General features: G+C 27.4%; 14 protein-coding genes. All 14 read left to right on the top strand.

Features of this window, described 5'->3' with window-relative positions:
- Positions 1-214 precede the first annotated feature (214 nt).
- The 14 genes from S100390_RS02955 to S100390_RS02890 all read left to right on the top strand — a co-directional run bounded on the left by S100390_RS02955 (position 215) and on the right by S100390_RS02890 (position 20,224).
- The gene (locus S100390_RS02955; protein ID WP_231918022.1) at positions 215-886 is read left to right on the top strand and encodes a hypothetical protein; all 672 of its coding nucleotides are present in this window, start codon (positions 215-217) and stop codon (positions 884-886) included.
- Positions 887-1,168: 282 nt separating this feature from the next.
- Complete coding sequence (locus tag S100390_RS02950; protein ID WP_197490504.1) at positions 1,169-1,444, top strand: hypothetical protein; 276 nt, start codon at positions 1,169-1,171, stop codon at positions 1,442-1,444.
- Between the two features lie 22 nt (positions 1,445-1,466).
- On the top strand, positions 1,467-3,080 hold the full coding sequence (gene groL, locus S100390_RS02945; RefSeq protein ID WP_070406800.1) for a chaperonin GroEL: 1,614 nt from the start codon (positions 1,467-1,469) through the stop codon (positions 3,078-3,080).
- A gap of 112 nt (positions 3,081-3,192) precedes the next feature.
- Positions 3,193-5,364, top strand: coding sequence for a hypothetical protein (locus S100390_RS02940; RefSeq protein WP_070406799.1), 2,172 nt, complete (start codon positions 3,193-3,195; stop codon positions 5,362-5,364).
- A gap of 30 nt (positions 5,365-5,394) precedes the next feature.
- Entirely contained in the window at positions 5,395-7,536 is a 2,142-nt protein-coding gene (locus tag S100390_RS02935; protein WP_070406798.1) for a glycoside hydrolase domain-containing protein, read from the top strand.
- 1 nt (position 7,537) lies between these two features.
- Positions 7,538-8,044 carry a hypothetical protein gene (locus S100390_RS02930; protein ID WP_070406797.1) on the top strand — a complete coding sequence of 169 codons (507 nt, stop codon included), beginning with the start codon at positions 7,538-7,540 and terminating at the stop codon, positions 8,042-8,044.
- A 39-nt stretch (positions 8,045-8,083) separates the two neighbouring features.
- Positions 8,084-12,547 (top strand): ABC transporter permease, encoded by a 4,464-nt coding sequence (locus S100390_RS02925; protein WP_070406796.1) that lies wholly within the window; start codon positions 8,084-8,086, stop codon positions 12,545-12,547.
- Between the two features lie 12 nt (positions 12,548-12,559).
- Positions 12,560-13,780 carry a hypothetical protein gene (locus S100390_RS02920; RefSeq protein WP_070406795.1) on the top strand — a complete coding sequence of 407 codons (1,221 nt, stop codon included), beginning with the start codon at positions 12,560-12,562 and terminating at the stop codon, positions 13,778-13,780.
- 80 nt (positions 13,781-13,860) lie between these two features.
- On the top strand, positions 13,861-15,156 hold the full coding sequence (gene xseA / locus S100390_RS02915; RefSeq protein ID WP_070406794.1) for an exodeoxyribonuclease VII large subunit: 1,296 nt from the start codon (positions 13,861-13,863) through the stop codon (positions 15,154-15,156).
- Complete coding sequence (gene xseB / locus S100390_RS02910) at positions 15,143-15,364, top strand: exodeoxyribonuclease VII small subunit (protein ID WP_070406793.1); 222 nt, start codon at positions 15,143-15,145, stop codon at positions 15,362-15,364. Before xseA ends, xseB begins: the two co-directional genes overlap by 14 nt.
- 6 nt (positions 15,365-15,370) lie before the next feature.
- Positions 15,371-16,045, top strand: coding sequence for a hypothetical protein (locus tag S100390_RS02905; protein WP_070406792.1), 675 nt, complete (start codon positions 15,371-15,373; stop codon positions 16,043-16,045).
- Positions 16,046-16,058: 13 nt separating this feature from the next.
- Positions 16,059-17,837 carry a 1-deoxy-D-xylulose-5-phosphate synthase gene (locus tag S100390_RS02900; RefSeq protein WP_070406791.1) on the top strand — a complete coding sequence of 593 codons (1,779 nt, stop codon included), beginning with the start codon at positions 16,059-16,061 and terminating at the stop codon, positions 17,835-17,837.
- 66 nt (positions 17,838-17,903) lie between these two features.
- Positions 17,904-19,001: an aminopeptidase P family protein gene (locus tag S100390_RS02895; protein ID WP_070406790.1), complete on the top strand. Its 1,098-nt coding sequence runs from the start codon at positions 17,904-17,906 to the stop codon at positions 18,999-19,001.
- Positions 19,001-20,224, top strand: a complete 1,224-nt coding sequence (locus S100390_RS02890) for a hypothetical protein (RefSeq protein WP_070406789.1) — start codon at positions 19,001-19,003, stop codon at positions 20,222-20,224. The genes S100390_RS02895 and S100390_RS02890 overlap by 1 nt, the downstream gene beginning before the upstream one ends.
- Positions 20,225-20,301: the final 77 nt, after the last annotated feature.

Raw genomic sequence — 20,301 nt, 5'->3', positions numbered from 1 at the left:
TCAAAGTAAATTAAATAATGACAAAATTATATTTTATTAAAATTTTTAAAAATTAAGGCAAAAATATTGTCTTTTTTTTTTTTTTTTTTGGCATAATAAAAAATATATTACTAAGGTAATATAAAAAAAGGGGGCGCCATTTAAATTGCAACAAATAGGGCAAAGATCTTTAAAAATAAAGTATTGTTTTTATGTTATATTTGCGATTATTCCGTTGTTTTGTGTATTATTGGACTTATTTTTTTCAACAATTCAACCCGATCCACAATATGGTGATGCAACAAGAAATTTTGATTTCTCAATTATTAATCAGTCAATTTATTTATCTGTATGAGTAGCTTTAGCAACAGCAGGTTATGGAATTTTAAACTGGATTCATTACCATACCAAAAATATGCCAGACTGAATTACTGGAAAAAATAATTTGACTCGAATTACAACTTTAAATGTAATAAGCTTTATTGTTTTTAATACCACATTATTAATTTCACCGACAAATGTGGTTGGTTTTAATACATGATATAAAATTTTAAAATCAGTTTTAGAACATATGTTAGTGCCAATTATTGTCATTGTTTATTATTTTTTGTTTACAACAAAAAGTGTTGGAACAAAACAGTATTGTAAAAAGTATAGTTGATATAATTTAATTTTAATTATCTTTTATTTACTTTATGTTTCAGTACGAGGCATAATGCTAGTAAACTTTATCTCTGAAGGACAAAAAGCATTTACTCCGTTTCCATATGATCAATTAAATCCATTTGAAGTTGGTTTTCCAATCTTTTTTGTTGGTATTATTAGTTTATTGATTATTGTGGTTGGTTTAGCAATTATATTGAATTATTTAAGTAATCTTCGAAATAAAAAAGGAAAAGTATTATAAGTTTTGACAATATGACATTATTGGAATATTTAATTTTATTGATAGTTTTTAAAATGTTATTATTAAGAATATTTAACAAATATTTCTTTAAGAACTATATTTTAAAAAAGAATTAAGTAATTTTTAAATTACTTAATTCTTTTTTCTTTCTCAAAAATTATGATTTATTTTTTTCTGTTTATGAGACAAAAATGCTTGCATTTATTAATAAAATTTGTTAAATATATTATTGGCAGTTACATATGCCATTTGCTAAAAATTATAAATAAGGAGGGATTTTTGATGATAAAACCATTGGGCAAAAATATTGTCTTAGCAAAAGAAGAAAAAGAAGAAACTTTCATTAATGGAATTTATTTACAAGAAGATGAAAAAAGCAAAAGTCATATCGGAAAAATAATTGCAATTAGTACCGAAGTTGAAAAGGAACAAACATTTGAAGGAAAAATCAATAATAAAGTTCTTTATCGTGAATATGCTGGAACCGAAGTTGAATATAATAATAAAAAATTAGTTTTAATTTCTGTAGAAGATGTTTTAGGTATTATTGAAGAATAAATTTTAAAGGGGGAATCAAATTATGGCAAAAGAAATTAAATTTTCAGAAGATGCAAGAATGATGCTAATTAACGGAATTAATAAATTAACTGACGCTGTTAAAGTAACATTAGGCCCAAAAGGAAAATATGTTTTATTAGAAAAAGAATATGGTTCACCATTAATTACAAATGATGGTGTTACCATTTCCAAAGAAATTGAATTAAGTAATCATTTTGAAAACATGGGAGCAAAATTAGTTGCTGAAGTAGCTAATAAAACAAATGATGTGGCTGGTGATGGGACAACAACAGCCATTGTTTTAACACAAGCAATCGTTAAGGAAGGATTAAAAAATATTACTGCGGGAGCTAATGCAGTAGCAATTCGAAATGGGATTGAAAAAACAGTTAAAGCAATTGTGGAATTATTACAACAATCAGCAAAACAAATTAAAACTAAAGCAGAAATTGCTCAAGTTGCTAGTGTTAGTTCAAAAGACCAAGAAATTGGTAATTTAATTGCTGAAATTATGGAAAAGGTTGGTAATGATGGTGTTATTACCATTGAAGAATCAAAGACAATTGATACTGAATTAAGTATTACCGAAGGATTACAATTTGATAAAGGTTATCTATCACAATATATGGTAACTGATAGTGAAAAAATGTTAACAGAATTTGAAAATCCTTATATTTTAATTACTGATAAAAAAATTAGTAATATGAAAGAGATTCTACCAATTTTAGAAAAAATTGTTGAAGAAGGACGTGCGTTATTAATTATTGCTGATGATATTGATGGTGATGTTTTACCAACATTATTACTAAATAAAATGCGTGGGGCATTTAATATTTGTGTTGTTAAAGCACCAGAATTTGGTGATAATCGCAAAAACTTATTAGAAGACATTGCTATTTTAACTAATGCAAAATTTATTAATGGTGAGTTAGGAATGGATTTTAAAACATTAACTTTAGATGATCTAGGAACAGCAAAAAAAGTAATTATTTCAAAAGATACAACAACAATTATTGAAGGAGGTTGCAAAAAAAGTGATTTAGAAGCGCGAAAAGAGTTTATTCGTGGTCAAATTAAAAGCGCAACTTCATCATTTGAACAAGAAAAATTACAAAAACGTTTAGCAAAATTAGCTGGTGGAGTTGGAATTATTAGAGTTGGTGCACCAACCGAAACCGAAATGAAAGAGAAAAAACTACGTATTGAAGATGCGTTAAATTCAACAAAAGCAGCAGTTGAAGAAGGAATTGTTGCTGGTGGGGGAACTGCTTTAGTGCAAGTGGGTTCAAAATTAACTAATTTAAAATTAAATGAAGAAGAAAAGTTAGGATTAAATATTGTATTACGAGCAATTGAAGAACCAGTTCGTCAAATCGCTGCTAATGCCGGGGTTGATGGTTCAATAATTATTAATAAATTAAAAGACCAAGCTAATAATGTTGGTTATAATGCTGCAACAAATGTTTGAGAAGACATGATCACAGCCGGAATTGTTGATCCCGTTAAAGTGACAAGATATGCATTACAACATGCTGGTAGTGTTAGTGCCTTATTGTTAACAACAGAAGCTGTTGTGGTAAATAATCCAGAAGAAAAGCACTCAAAAATGCCAAGTTATCCTGATTTAGGAATTTAATAAACAGGAATTTTATTTAAACAAAAAACAAGTTTTACTTGTTTTTTTTTTTTTTTTTATTAAAATAGAAAAGTATGTATTTTTATAATGTACAAAGGAAAGGCGTTATCTTATGAAAAAATTATTAAGTTTTTTTGCTATTTCAACTGTTGTGGTTGGAAATAGTATGCCGTTATTAGCTTGTCGTCATAAGGGTGATAATGATAATAACAATGATATTCCTGAAAAACTTCGTAATATGATTAATACAACAGGACTGTTAACAAAAATTACTTTATTAGCACGTCATGAAAATTTAAATTTTAATCCAAGTGAACTTGTGCGAAGTTTATATGCTCCAGCAGCATATTGAAAATCAATTCCAAGTATTTATACTTACAATAATCAAAAAATTAATTTATCAAAATTAATTCAAGATTTTAACAACAATTACAATAAAATGATTGCACACACAAAAAATGCTGATCCTAAGTCAACCCGTGAACAATTGTTACCACAATATTATATTGGAATGTATGATAATACTTATTATCGTGATTTTCTTGCGAATGGTTTTTTTGACCCTGCAAAACAACAAATTGATGCTAATCGTAGTGAATTATTAGGTTATAACTATGATATGGGTGCTTTGTCAGCTTTAATGAACAATGTTGGTATTAAGTTCTGAATTCCAGCAACGCGTGCTTTCTATGTTAGTTATCCCGCAGGAGGAATGGGCTTATCAACCAATCCTTTCTATAATAACCAACATGTTGGTGTTAAAGAAAAAAATTTATTTATTGATACTGAACAAAGTACTGGTTTAAAACCACAATATGAATTCGGTGATAATGAATATACAATTGAAAAAACCTCAACTTTAACGGCAATTTATGGTAAAACGGCGCAATTTTTATCAATGTTAAATCAAGTTGATGAAAATCCATTAGGTGCTCAAATTGGGGCAATGTTTTTAAATAATATTTTTAACTTTATTGGTAAAGATGCTCAAGTAGAAACAAATCCAATTTATGTTTTATTGCGAGTAATTATTAGTGAATTTTTAGCACAAATTAATTCTTTGGCGGGAATTGATAGTGGTTTTTGAGGATTTTTATCAAGTGGTGAAGTTAATGATGAATTAAAAAAATTAGTGGAACAAAGTCCGGAAACAAAAGAACTATTAACAAAGTTAAAAGATGAAACAAGCAAAGGATATCATAATTTTAATTTAACAAATGCCATTATGAATAAAAAAATTCCTGATTTTAAAACTTATAATGATAATAATCTTGCTGGAAACTATCAAAATATTGGTCATGTTGGTGAATTACTACTAAATATTTGGAAAAAATTATCCCCAGCAACCCAAAAAGCATTAAATCTTAAAATAACAAATAATATTATTGATAGTCTGGCTAGTAAAATAAAAACTGCAATTTGGTGAGCTTCAGAGCAAGCACAAAAAACAAGTTTACAACAATTACTAGATATTTTATTAGCTTTACAAGGTGATAAAGTTAATTTTAAATTTACTTTATCAAATATCTTCTTTGATTTAACAGATTTAATTAAGACTTTAACAAATGATAATGATATTTTGACAACTCTAAGTGGTTATCAAAACTTAGCAAATTCTTTTGAAGAGTTAACAACAACTAATTTAAATAATGTTTTAAAAACAATGGGTTGAAATAATAGTACAAACAAGTTTGAAAAAAATTCATTATTACAACATTTACTAGTTGCTATTTCTGATCCAACCGCTATTGCTTATCAAGATTATAATTACTTATTTTTTAATAGTAATAGTCCTTTCTTTGCTGGTGTTAATAATGTTATGAAAACTTTACATGAAAACGTATTACAATATGTTGTTGATGATAAATATTGAAAAGTAAGTAATCCACAATATACACAAAAAGTGGTAGGAGCAGAAGAACGTTTATCATATGATTTTGAATATAATGGTGTTGGTGATAGTTCAGTAACAAAATTGTATACTGAAAGTCATACTAATCAAATTAATGTTAATGATCAATTTTATGATGATCATTACAATCCAAAACAGTTTTATAGTATTGATAATAAGCAGGAAAACATTGCATATAGCGGATTGGGATTGTCAGATAATTTAAAACCAGTTAGTCATAAATACCATATTGAATGAACTAATGTTGGTAATTTAGAACAACCAATGTGAATTATTACAAAAATTGATAATTATGTTCGTTCTGGTGAAATTACGAACGGAATTGGGTCAACTCAAAGTGGAGCGTGAAAACAAATTTATTTCTTATATTAATTAAGTAAAAAATATGAAAGGAATTTATAAATGTTTAAAAAGATTGCAATGTCATTAATTTTATTTTTAACTATTTTTACTACTGTAGTGACAATTGTTTTATTTGTGAAAAAGGATAGTTTTATGCGAAGTGTTTGATTAGAGGGTTGTCAACCAACAACGCAAAGTCAAAGTAAAGATAAAACTCCTTATGTTCACACTTTTTTTGGTAGTCAACATGATAATTATGCTTTATATCAGCCAAATGAATTAAGCAATGATTTAAAAAATGCTAAGTTTTATGGTAATTTAGAAAATTATAATAATTGTATTAATCCTAATGTTAATTTGCAATTATGAAAACAAGATTTTATTAATACACAATTAGTTCTGAAAACAAACAACTATGATATTACTAATTTAACCGCAACTGTTACTAATGCTGCTGAGTTAGAAAAAAACAATCTGACAATTCAGATTGGTTTTAATCGTTTTATTTATGCATCATATTCGTTAACAACTCAACGAATTCCAAATCCATATGGAATTAATGAAAAATTATTAGTTCCTGATGCAATTACTACAAATTCAATTGAAAAAAATGCTTATAAAAATAAAGTTTATATTTTATGAATCAAAATTATGAGCTTTAAAGATAAAGTTGTGGCTAATCCAGGAAATTATACTGTTAATGTTCAATTAACTGGTGATGTTCCGGGAACAAAACAAACTAATGTACTTTTAAGTGAAAATGAAATTCAAGTTAAAGTTGCTGACTTATTATTGCCAACAGAACAAAAAAAATCTGATTTTAATATTTATTCATTTTTTGGTTGAAGTGCTGCTTACTATAATAATTATCAAGTTCCAAATATTATTAAAAACAAATATGATAATATCGAATATATTGATTATAATTGAGATCGTTATTGAAAACAAGAGAACACTTATTTACATAATGTTTTAGGGATGGATTATTTTCAAAGTTCAATTTCATTAAATGAACGAAAAAATACCGAATGGCATAATAATTGATTGGATGGAAACAAAGTTCAAACATTTTTACCATGACGGTATAATCAGCAAAAAAGATTATACATTGCGGATGAAGATTGAAAAGCATGAGATCATTATATGAACAAAATGGCAGAGGTTGGTTATACAAAAGCTTTATTAAGTGGGTGACAAGCCGCTTGAAATAAAACTTATAAAACTAATAATGTTTGAGATGAAGATAAACAAGACTATATGCCAATTAGTATGAATATGTATGTTGAAGACGGGATTAGAAATAACGAATGATTTTTAAAACAATTGTTAAATCATATTAAAACAGTTAAACCGAAATGAACACAAACTGTTACTCCATATCTTTATATTGATGAATTACCCGGTTCAACAATTGGCAAATATTTAACATTAATTCAGAAATATGATCCTAACCGTGAATATATTAAATTAGCAGCTTGTGATTGAGAACGTGATATTGATTATAATGATCCAGCAACATATGAGGTTGATATTCTACATATTTATTTTTTAGATATTTATAATGAACAAAATAGTAAATTTATGAATTTAGTAAAACAACGAAATGATAAAGGATATATTACGGGTCAGTATTCATTAGATGCTGATAATACGTTTAATTTAATTCGTTCTGAACCCGGGGTAAGTTCTTATATTCAATTAGCTTTATTAAAAGAAAATGCTCCACATTATATGCGTTATCTTTTAAATGGATGGACCGAAACAGCATATTGATCAGCTGATTATGATGAACATACTGGTTTAATTTATATTGCTGGTGATACAATGTTTGCTTATCCTTCAATTGCAAATCCTGATCCAAACAATAATGTTGTTGCTGATTTTAATCCCTCAACACGATTAGATGCCATTGCCTACGGAGTTAATATGAACAATAAAATTATGTACTTAAAAAAATTAAACTTATTACCAAATTATGTAACAATGATGTCATATGTTAATAGCAATGTTAAATTAAGTAAACCAACTAGTCATAGTAAGTTCAATTTTAATTACAATGCGTTAACAGCAGAAAGTGATATTAAATTATCAAATTCATTCTTATATCGCTTTTTAACACGAAATAATATTGATGAAGTAATGGTTGTTAAAACATTTGAAAATATCATTAATAAAGTTGTAACAACATATTTAGGAGGTTAAGATGGTTCCATTTTATTTAGTTATTCTTGAAATCTTTATTTATTTAGCATTAGCAATTTGACTTATTGGTACAATATATTTGATTTACGGTTATTGTCAAAGCTTTCTTCGGAAAAACCGAATTATTTCGTGGATTTTTTTTGGAGTTAATGTTGGAACAACAGTAATATTATTAATCTTAGTAATTTTATCGCTCTTAGCAATTTTTGAACCAATTATTTTTGGAAATGGTGATATTTCTAACGAAGCAACATTATTAAACATTGCTTATTTTGGCATAAGTACTTTAATTTTAGCAATATTATGAATTATTTATTTAAGTAGTTGCTCGATATATTTTACGATTTATCAAAAAAATGATCGTGTTTATTTATTTGACAGTTATTTTGATCAAAATAAAAATAAAAAAATTATTGCAAATAAACATGTCTTAATTTATCGAAATAAAATTTTTTTTACAATTATTTTTCGTTTTTCTAAAACTTATCAATATTTAACTACTAAATAAAAAGAATTAATAACACTTTTAACGAAAGAGGACAGAAAAATGTGATTATTGTTGAAACAAGGAATTTTAAATACTTTTAAAAATAAAACACAAGTTTTTATTTTTGTTATTTTAATTGTTTTAACAGCACTATTTTCAACTGTTTGTTTAACTTCTTTTGATCGGTTGCAAAAAGCAAATAAAACAATGGGATATGGAACATTAAATATTGATTATAACTATAATTATATTTCAACTAATTATGAAGCAAACAATCAACAAACCATTACACCTTGGTTTGCTTTTGACGTTGATTATGCTGGGATTGGAAATGGTTTTTTTGAAAAAAACTATGGAACCTTAACAATTGGGGGTCCAGATGATGTTTTAAAACCATTTGATTTAGGTACGGGTTTAAAAGGGGAAAAATACCAATTTAAAATTGATAAAAACCATTTGCAAATTGCAAAAAGTGGTAGTTGAGTACCATTTGAAAATATTTTATTAGATTATAATGCAATTAACCTGACTGATAATAATGTTTTAACGGGAGAATTTTCACAGTTATATCGGTTTAATTTTAATGCGTATTCATTTCAAAAATCATTATTAGGACAATTATACAAGCGTTTTATTTTTAATAATAGTATTGATTCAACTGTTAAAACACAAGCAATTAATTTGGTAAAACGTTATATGCATTTTATTTTAGAGTCACGGTTAACTTATTTAGTGTATAAAAACATTGAAGTTTATGCGTTAAAAAATAATACTACAGATACTGACCTTTTAAATCAGTTTATTAACGGGGCAAACTTAGGTGAACATTGGCAAACAAAAAATTTAGGAATTGATAATCCTGGTAAAAATGTTGCTCGAGCAGATCGAATTTTTTTAACCCCAACAGCAGCAACCGATAAATATTGGGGGATGCGGGGAACAATAGGTTTTCCAATTTATGATCCAAATAATACTTTGGGGTTAAAAGAACTTGAATGTCAGAATAGCACTGGTTGTACAGGAGTCGAAAATTATCGTTATTTTTTAACTGATGCTAAAAATGATAATATTGTGCAACTTTTAAATGATAAAAATGATCATAGTAATGTTACTAAAAACTTTTTGTTAAACGGTAGTTATAAGGTTCGTAATTTAAGTACATATGACTTTTTTGGTCAGTATGATTATAATAATAAATTTATTAATAATGATTTTTTAACAACTTATCAAGATATGCTTGGAATGATTAGTAATTTTCAAGTTGTTAATCGTAACCAAGCAATTGCGTGAACAACTGATGGGAAAAAATATAAGTTTATTGACTGAACGCAGCCTTATAATTCAGGACAATTAAAAATATTACAAAAATCAAAATGATTTGATCGGGGTTTAAATGAAATGGTTGATACGGCAATTGTGTTACCACAGTATTTTAAAGCAAATCATTTGCGTTTTGATGATACGATTCTAGTTAATCAATTAAAACTTTATATTGAAGCTGTTGGAGGCGATACACAAAATATTTATCCAACAATTTATGATACTGATTTTTTACCTGATGCAAAAAATGAATCAATTGTTTATGTTCATCCTCAAATGTTTAATCGTTTATTTGGTTACAATAATGAAGGTTTTACTAGTCAACAGTATCAAGATGTTAGTACAGTTCAATTAACATATTATGGTGATAATCAAAATAAGAAGGAAACTGATTTAAGTTATTATCGTGTTTATTTAGCTGATAATATTAACCGTTTGGGAAAAACAGTAGAGGCAATTTTTCAAAATAAAACGGATGTTATTAATAATGTTAGTTTTAGTAAATTTGATGCTAACCAGTTGATTAATAATCGATATCAATTATTAAACAATGCAATTAAAATTTATCATTTAGTAATAATTGGAATTGTAATCTTTTTTGCCATAATTATTATGATTATTTTATTTATTCAATTAAAAAGTATGATTGAAAAGCAACGGAGTCAAATTGGGATTTTAAAGGCAAATGGTTATAATAATTTTAAAATTTCATTATCCTATGTGATGTATTTTTTGACGGCTTTAATAATTGCTACTCCAATTGGGTGATTACTTGGTTTGGGCTTACAGGTTCCAATTATTAATTTATTTGGACAATATTTTATCTTACCAAGTACTTTTGTCATTAATTGGCAAGTGTTATTATTGTTTTTCCTTTTAGCAGGAAGCATTATTTTTATTCTTGTTGTGATTGAATGTAATGTCATATTAGGTCGAGAAGTGTTAGCATTAATAAATCCAAATCGTGATTTTAAACCAAACAAATTAATTAGTCAATTATCATTATATTTTACTAAGCGGTCATTTAAGACCCGATTCCGGTTAGTCCTATTAGGAGCTAGTTGAAAAGCAGTTATTATGTTCTTAGTAACAACTTTTATTGCTACGGGCACAATTACGTTAGCAGCCTTGGTTCCAAATAGTATCAAAACCTTAAGCAAACAATATTATCAAAACTTAAATTATGCCAATGAATTAAATTATCAAAATATTATTTATAATAATCCGTTAAGTCGTTATGAACTTTATGATAGTCCTAGTGAAGATCTTCCAGATTATGGTGGAGTTAATGACCCAATTTATCAAAAGTTAGAAAATGTCCCAATTGCACCGTATGTATATGCACGAGGTGCAGATAATACAACAAAATGAATTACTTTGCAAGAATTAGCGACCAATCCTAACTATAGTGCCTCTTATCCGTTGTTTGTTGTTAATATGTTAGTACAAAATATGACGGTATTTAAAGGCAGCAATATTTCAGTTGGGTTATTACGCTATTTATATGATTTACCAACGGATAGTAATATTAAAACTCGGCTTGATAATCAATTATCATTAGTAACATGTACTTTTTTACCTCAATTATTTGGTCAATCACCAGTTTCAAATTCAGAAGCAGCAGGAACAACATGACATAAATGGTCGTATTGTATTGAACAAGCAACTAATACAATTTTACCAACTGTTATTAAGGAAAAATGAGCAGCAAATGAAAAATATCAGTTACGCTTTAACTTTGGGTTCAACTCAATGGCTTATGATCAAAAAACAGATAGTTTATTTACCGGTTTTGATACAAAAATTGCTGCTGTCAATGGAATTATCCGTGATAGTGCAAAAAATCAAATTTCATCATATGGTCTTAATGTCAATGATAACCAAGTTGTTTTTACAAATGACTTAAAAACAAAATTACAAAAAGTTCCTTCAAAACAGAATAAAACAATTCCAATTGCAATTAATGATTCAGCAGCGGTAAAATATAATTTAAGATTGAATGATATTATTAATTTTTATACCAATCAACCACGACTGCAATATTTAGGTAAAGACCAACAATATTATGATATTAAACCTGAATGATGAACTTATCAAAATGGTAATATTACAAATAACCCTTGAACTTTAAATCTATCACATTTAACAAATTCTTTATTAACGGGGACTAATAATGACCAGTGAGGAACAAATGTTAATCAGCCATATGCTTCAATTAGTGGTTTAAAATTAAATTTACCAGTTAATATGATTGATGCGCATGCTTGAAGTCAAGACAAGATTGATATTAATCCAGAAAGTGGTCCAATGAAAGTTGATTTATTAAATAATAAAGTAACTAAAATTGAACAAAATAACTATGTTATAGGTGCATATGATTTAGATTTTGACCATCCTTTAAAATCATTGATTGATTTAGTAAATGGTGGTTTTGCTAAAAATTGGTATGGGCAAGCTTTGAAATTAGGACTGTTGCGAGTAACAACATCTAATTTTAATGTCTTATCTAATTATCAATTTAAGGTGGTTGGAGTCCAACATTCTTATGATCAAGCTCGAATTTTTTTAGATCAAAAATGAGCAAATCATGTTCTTGGATATCAAGATAGTTCCCAATGATTTAATGGTAAATATACGAAAGCAATCCAACCTGCTGATCAATTTCAACGCTATGTGTTATCTTCTGTTAGCGCGGATAATTCGCTAAATGATGGTTTAACTTTTTTCAGTTCGGCAGTTGGTAAAGTTGATTATTTATATAATAAGAAACAAGTTGTTAATCAGTTAAGTTATTTTACAACTGTGTTAGCAGGAGCAATGGTATCGATTATTATTTTAACAGCAGTTATTATTATTTTCTTAGTAACAGATGTTTTTATGGAACGATATACAAAATTTATTGCTTTAATGCGAGTTTTTGGTTACCGGCGTGGAGAAATTAATAGTATGACATTAGCAATTTTTATTCCCTTTGCCATTTTAGGTTGATTACTAGGCTTTTTCTTAGTTTGAACAGCGGTTTATTTTGCCGTTAAAATGGGGTTACAAGCGATTAGTTTGCCATTAAGTTTACCAATGCCGTGATTATTATTTATTGCGATTTTTGGAATTATTAGTGTGATTTTTGCCTTAACATTTGTTTTATCAACAAGAAAAATTAACCAGTTACCAATTCAAACAATTGTCACATTAAGTGATGAATAGGAGTTAGAACCAATGAAAAAAATATGAACAATTTTGACAGTTGGAACGTTAATGTTAGGGTTACCTTTAACATTAATAAGTTGTACAAAGAATGATAATCTATATCCCGAACAAAAAAATACATTAGCATTGGCAGTTCAAAAGGTTACCAATACAGTTAAAACATATCAAGAAATTGAAATTGATAAGAATAAAGTAACTTTAACTGAAGGTAAAATTTATGCAGTAAATACTATTTATAATGTTTTGGGGGGCGATAACAACATTTATGGTGTTACCCCTCAGAACATTAAAATTACAACTGTTTTAGATCGTGATGGTCAAATTCTTGATGATCATAGTTTTTCGGTTGGAATTGTTTTTGAAGTAAAATATGATATTAATAATAGTTTTGAATTTTTAACTAATCAATCATTCTGATTATCATTAAAATATTTAACTCCTGATGAAATAATTAAAAATAATTTAGTTTTTACAGTAAGCAGTGCTTTTCAAATTACTAAGAATAGTATGTTAGGAATTGGTAGTCAAGGTGCAATTGCAATTGAAAAAACACCGACGGGTTATCAAACAACAGATCAAGAATTATTACAGTGAGATTGTGATACTGTTAATCATCAAAACTTATTACAGCTTGGACGAATGATATTTCCAAAAAACATTAACAAAATTCCAAATAATACAATGCGAATTAATGTTATTCAACATTATCCAAATAACAGACAGTTATATATGGTAACACAAGCAGTTAATAATGGTCAATTAGCTCAACCAAAATATAAGGCAATTAAAGTACAAGGAAATGATCAATGAGATTTGTTAACGGTTGCTTTAATTCAAGTAATTGAAATTCGCAATAAATTATATGTTGCTGTTATTAATCCGGCAACAGAAAACTTAGATCCAATTTTATTTAATTTACAATATGATGGTTCAGATTGAATGTTAGATTTAACAGCCCCAATTTTTCTTAATTTAAAACAAGGTTTTATTCCTGGCGAAGAATATTTAGCAACAAATTCATTATTTGCTGTTAAAGGCGTAACTTATGTTATGACAACACTTGGTAACTTATATCAAATTGATTATTTAAACCAAACTTTTTTATTAAAAAAAATTCTTAATGAAAAAGAAACAACTAATAATATTCATAGTTATATTATTGACGAACAAAATAACAAAATGTTTCGAATTAATCATGATCAGTTAGAAGAAGTAAATAATATTTATTAAAATTAGTTTAATTTTAAACTAATTTTTATTCTTTTCAGTGATATTATTAATTGGAAGATAATGGCATATGGAGGGGTTTTATGAGTAAGAACATTTATACTGTTAGTGAAGTTAACGCATATTTAAAAACAGCAATTGAACAAAATCCCAATTTTATTAATATTTCTCTACAAGGTGAAATTTCTAATATTACAAACCATTCGTCAGGACATATTTACTTTACAATTAAAGATGATAAGGCCCAAATTCGGGCAATTATGTTTGCTTTTAATGCTAAAAATTTACAGTTTAAATTAAAAGAAGGATTAAAGATTGTTGCAACAGGTTCAATTAAAGTATATGAACCGCAGGGAACGTATAGTTTACAAGTTGTTTCTTTATCTTTACATGGGGTAGGGGACTTGTTTTTAAAGTATGAAGCATTAAAGCAAGAATTAAGCAAAAAAGGATGATTTGATCAATCATTAAAAAAACCAATTCCTCAGTTTCCAACCAATATTGGAGTAATAACAGCCCCAACTGGAGCAGCTATTCGTGATATTATTACCACGATTCATCGGCGTTATCCACAAGCTAATATTTATTTATTTCCAAGTTTAGTTCAAGGTAGTGAAGCAAAGCATGATATTCGAAAAAATATTAAAGCAGCCTTAACTTTTGAGCCTAAAATTGATACCTTGATTGTCGGTCGTGGTGGGGGTAGTATTGAAGATTTATGAGCTTTTAATGAATTGGAAGTTGTTGAAGCAATTTTTCAAGCAACAATTCCTGTTATATCAGCGGTAGGACATGAAATTGATTTTACTTTAGCAGATTTTGTTAGTGATTTACGAGCACCAACCCCAACCGCAGCAGCTGAATTAGCAACACCCGATCAAAAAGAGTTAATGAATTTTTTAAACCATCAACAACGTACTTTAATAACAACGATTAAAACAAAAGTTGATAAATTTGTTGATAAAATAACAGAATTAAAAAATAGTTATGTTTTAACAAAACCCCAAGCATTGTATGGTCAACAAGAACATTCTTATCAATTATTAGTAAAGCAGTTTAATGTTTGCCAAGAAACTTTTTTCCTGGCCAACAAGAATGTTATTCAAACTTATTATCAAAGATTAACCACATTAATCCAACAACAAATTTTAGCAATTGAATATACGAAAAATAATTTATTAAGTAAATTAGACTTATTAAGTCCGTTGAAAACATTAACACGAGGTTATAGTATTACTTATAATAATGATAAAAATGTGTTAACATCAATTCAAGAAGTAACGAATAATGATATAATAATGACACGTGTGCAAGATGGAATTATTGAGTCAATTGTACAAACAATTAAAAAGGATGGTGAAGAAAATGGCAGAGAATAAATCATTTGAACAAGTTTTAGAACAATTAAAACAAATCGTTAATGATTTAGAAAATAATCAGTTACCATTAGATCAAGCGATTGATGCTTTTGAAACGGGAATTAAATTAACTAAATTAGCAGAAACTAAATTACGAGATATTAAAGATAAAGTCACTAAAATTGTGAAAGATAATAATACAACTGATTTTAAAGTTGATGAAGAATAATTTATTATGGCAGGACAAATTTTTGAACGAAGTGGCTGAGTTAAAAAAAACAATATTAAAATTAGGAAAAAATTATTTAAATTAAAATTAAGTCGAGTTGTTTTAAAGGATTTTAAAACATTTGATGAAAAAGATATTTTAATTAAGAATTTTGTTTATTTACTACGCTTAAATAATTTTGATGAAAAAGAATACTTTGATAGTATTATTTTAATTAAGTTAGTTTTAATTTATTATCATATGCAATATATTCGTCATCCTAGGGTGAAACGTGAAGAAATTCAAATTTTAAAGGTAATTGAGGAATTAGAACAAAAAATTTTAGTTAATAAAATTGCTACAAATTATGAAAAAGAAATTTTTGCAAATGTTAAAATTGATGATTCAAAGATTATCAAATACTATCGTTTTGATTTGTTATATAATTTTATTGCAAATATTTTCTATCAGCCCTTTATAAAAAAACAAAATGCTGAATTATATTTTGACTATGGATATTATCTTGTTTTTTTAATTAACTTAACAGTAATGAAAAAACTATTTAAGGATAGTGCTAATGTTGAAATTTATAAAATTAAATTAGATGTAACAGCTAATTGTCATTATTTAATTGGTGAAATTACCCCATTATATTTCAATAATTTTGTGCAGCAAATTAATTATTTTTTACAAAAATATTAAGCGAGGTTAGAGGATGAAGTTAAGAGATTATCAGAGTCATTATGATCTAAAAGATTTAAAAACAAAAGCATTAATTGAATTAGCCAATGATGTTCGCCAACTGATTATTGCAACAGTAACTAAAAATGGGGGCCATTTGGCTAGTAACTTAGGGACAGTTGAATTAACAATTAGTTTACTAAAGATTTTTGATATTGATAATAATGATATTATTATTTTTGATACTGGTCATCAAACCTATGCTTATAAAATTTTGACTGATCGAAAAACACATTTTTCAACAATTCGTTTGCCAGATGGTTTAGCGGCATTTCAACATGTTAACGAAAGCAAATATGATTATATTTCAAATGGTCATGCGGGAACTGGTTTATCAACAGCTATTGCTTATAGTTATAATCCAAAATACAATAATATTATTTGTGTAATCGGTGATGCATCTTTTACTAATGGCTTAACGTTAGAAGCTTTAACTCATTTGGGGTTGATTTCAAATAAAATTATTGTTGTTTTGAATGATAATGGGATGAGTATTTCAAAAAATGTTAATATCTTACATACAACAGTTAGTAAGGTTCGAACAGGATGATTATATCGTAGTGCCAGTAAGGTTTCTAAAGTATTACGATACATTCCACCATTGACATTATTATGATTAGCACATTTATTAGTAGAAAAAATTATTCGTAGTTTTGCAATCCCAGGCTTATTTGCTGGATTTAACCTAGATTATATTGGCACTGTTGATGGTCATAACTTTCGAAAACTAAACAAAAGTTTCCGCCAAGCAAAAAAAAGTTCAAGTAGTGTTATTGTCCATGTTAAAACAAAAAAGGGTTATGGTTATGGTTTGACTCAAACAGAGCAAGAAAAGTATCATTCGTATAGTTTAAAAGATACTAAAACTAGTGAATGAAGTTATTATGTTGCGCAAACAGTTGAAAAAGTTTTTCATACTGTTCATGAAAAATTTTATTTTATTTCAGCGGCAATGCAAGCTTCAATCTATTTAGAAGAGTTTATGTTAAAAAATGAAAAATATTGCATTGATGTTGGGTTGGCTGAAGAACATGCGATTACATTAGCATCTGGTTTTGCATTAGATCATCAACCAGTTGTTGTTAGCATGTATGCTAGTTTTTTGCAACGAACTTATGATCAAATTTTACACGATGTTGTTCGTAATCGATTACCTGTTATTTTTTTAATTGATCGGGCTGCTTTATCACCAGGTGATGGTGATAGTCATCATGGGATTTATGATGTTGGTTTTTTAAATAGTATGGGTGATATTCCAATTATTAGTCAACCAGCAACTAGTGGTGAATTTGACCATTTATTTAAATTAGCACTTGTAAATAAGCAAGATCCATTTTTTATTCGTTATCCAAAAGGAGGTATTATTATACAACCTTTAAAAAAAGAATTTAATCTTGGGCAATGAGAACATGTTATTAACAATAAAGAAGCATCTATTCTCTTAATAACTTATGGTAATAATGTTACAAAAGCTCAAAGCATTATTACTAAATTAGCAACAAATAAAATTGATGTTATTAATGCAAGATTTATTAATCCAGTTGATAAACCAATGTTAAAGCAAATTAGCACAAATAATTATCAACAGATTATTATTTTTGAAGAAGTGATTAATCAAACAGGCTTATATGCTAAAATTATTGATTTTTTACCAAGTAAGAAAACAAACATTACCCATTATGGTTATCAAAATGGGTTGGGTAAAAATGAGGACAATAAGCTGGAAGAAATTTTACAAAATTTAATTAATTAAATAAAAAAACCTTGTATTCTAGAAAAATAAGGGTTAAATTTATATATAAGAAAAAGGAGAAGTAATATGAAAGAATATGTTAAATTTAAATTAAATAAACAAACAGAATTAGCGCAGTATTTAGAAAATCATCAAGTTGATGGGGTTTTATTTCATTCTACGATTAATCGTTTTTGATTTTCTGAATTTGAATCATCAGAAGGATATTTGTTATTTACAAAAAATGAATCAATTTTGTATTTAGATGGTAGATATATTACCGCTGGAAAAAAACAAGCTAAAAATGTAACGCACATTAAAGAAATGATAACAAATAATGCTGGTGGTTTTTTTGGAATGTTGCAAGATGATTTAGCGAAAAATAAGGTAAGAGTATTAGCTTTCGAAAGTGATTATTTAACATATTTAACTTATCAAAATTTAGCCAAAAGTTTATCAACAATTGAATTAAAACCTGTTGATTTTTCTGAATTACGAGCAATTAAATCAAATCAAGAGATTGATGCTTTAAAACAAGCATGTGCAATTGGCGATATTGCTATTAATAATGTTATTAAGACAATTAAACCAGGAATGACTGAACGTCAAGTTGAACAAATTATTATTAATAGTTTTATTGAAGCAGGAGCAGATAAGCCAAGTTTTGATACAATTGTTGCATCAGGATGACGTGGTGCTTTACCACATGGGCGTGCAACAGATAAAGTTATTGAAAATAATGAATTAATTACAATTGATTTTGGTTGTATTTATAAAGGGTATTGTTCTGATACTACTCGTACTATTGGGTTAGGAAAACCTTCTGATCAAATGTTAGAAATTTTTGATGTTGTTTATCAAGCCCAAAAATTAGGGATTGAAGCAATCAAACCAGGTGTTAGCACTGCAACAATTGATAAAATTTGTCGTGATTATATTACAAGTAAAGGCTATGGGCAATATTTTACGCATTCAACTGGGCATGGAGTTGGCATTGAAATTCATGAATTTCCACGAGTATCACCATTTTGTAATGTTTCATTAGAACCAGGAATGATTATTACTGTTGAGCCAGGAATTTATATTCCTGATGTTGGTGGTGTTCGAATTGAAGATGATATTTTAGTAACAGAAACTGGTTATGAACTTTTAACAGAAGCAAAGCGTGATTTAATTTTAATTTAATGAAACTAACCAAAACACAAATTACTTTTCTTATCTTTTTTATTTTCATGCTTTTGTTTCTATTATTATCAATCATCTTAATTGTAATTGCTGGAAATCAAATACATAAATTACTTGTTAATAATCAGATATATGTTTTATCAGGGACTAATGCTTATGGTAAAGAGAATATTGTTGTTGCAGATTTTCCATCAGCATTTTGATTAATCCAATATGGAATTAACTTTGTTTTTTCAATGAAAATTATTGATCAAAACAATATGGAAGTATTAACAACTAATTTTATAATTTTATACCAAATCGGTTATGCTTTCTTATTAATCGTTGTTCCTATATGTGGTGTTAGTTTTTTAATTACGATAGTAATCTGGTTATTAACATTGCGAAAAACAGCAAGAACAGCGTTATCGTCAACACCAGTTGATAAAAACGCAGATAATCAATTATTAAATGACTTAAAAACGAATATGAACCAAATCCAAGATTATTTAATTAAACTGCATAATGATATCAAAGCTTTAAAAAAATTTACGGGATTAATTACCCCCAAAACAAAGAATCCTTCAACACAAGTTAGTGAAGAACAAGTTGAACGTTTTGGACATGATTTAAATGTGATTCAAGAAAAACTAGGACAACAGCAGCACGCTGAAATGTTAAAAACAGTTGATCGTGATGAGTTTGAACGAACAAATAGTGGCATTGAACGACCAATTAGTTTGGTTAAACCAACAGAGTATATTATGCCAAAACGTGATACAAATTTTGTTAATGATTTTCCAACGCAACAATTTTTGTCCACAAAAATGTTATCAGAAACAAAAAGTGAAAAAAAACTTTCTTTAAGTTCAATTTTTGATCGGAAAAAAGTTAAAGAAGAATTAGAAACAGAAAATGAAGAAGAATTAGATGATAATCAGACAGAGAATGAAGAAGTTTTCAAAGCTTTTCCATTAGAATTTAATGATCCAACAGTTATTGAAGATAAAGTGTTTCGTGAAAAAGTTGGTTTTGATTTAAATGATTATGATTATACAACTGAAAATGATATCAATGCCATTGAATTTCAAACTATTTACCAAGTTGGTGATCGGATGATTGATAATGGTGTTGAATATGAGATTGTTTTAGTTGTTCCACGGCACATTAATGATACGGTAATGTATGAGTTAACATTAAAATCAACTGTTGACGAATCAGTTAAGTCAGTTATGAGAAAATAATTTAGACATGATTCTTATTGTTAAAAGAGGATAAATTTAATAAAGTAAAAACATCTTTTGCTAAATTGAAAAGATGT

This window comes from Spiroplasma sp. NBRC 100390 (assembly GCF_001886495.1).
Classification (GTDB): domain Bacteria; phylum Bacillota_I; class Bacilli_A; order Mycoplasmatales; family Mycoplasmataceae; genus Spiroplasma.
The sequence above is the reverse complement of the archived record's forward strand: the minus strand, read 5'-3'. Positions and strand labels throughout refer to the sequence as shown.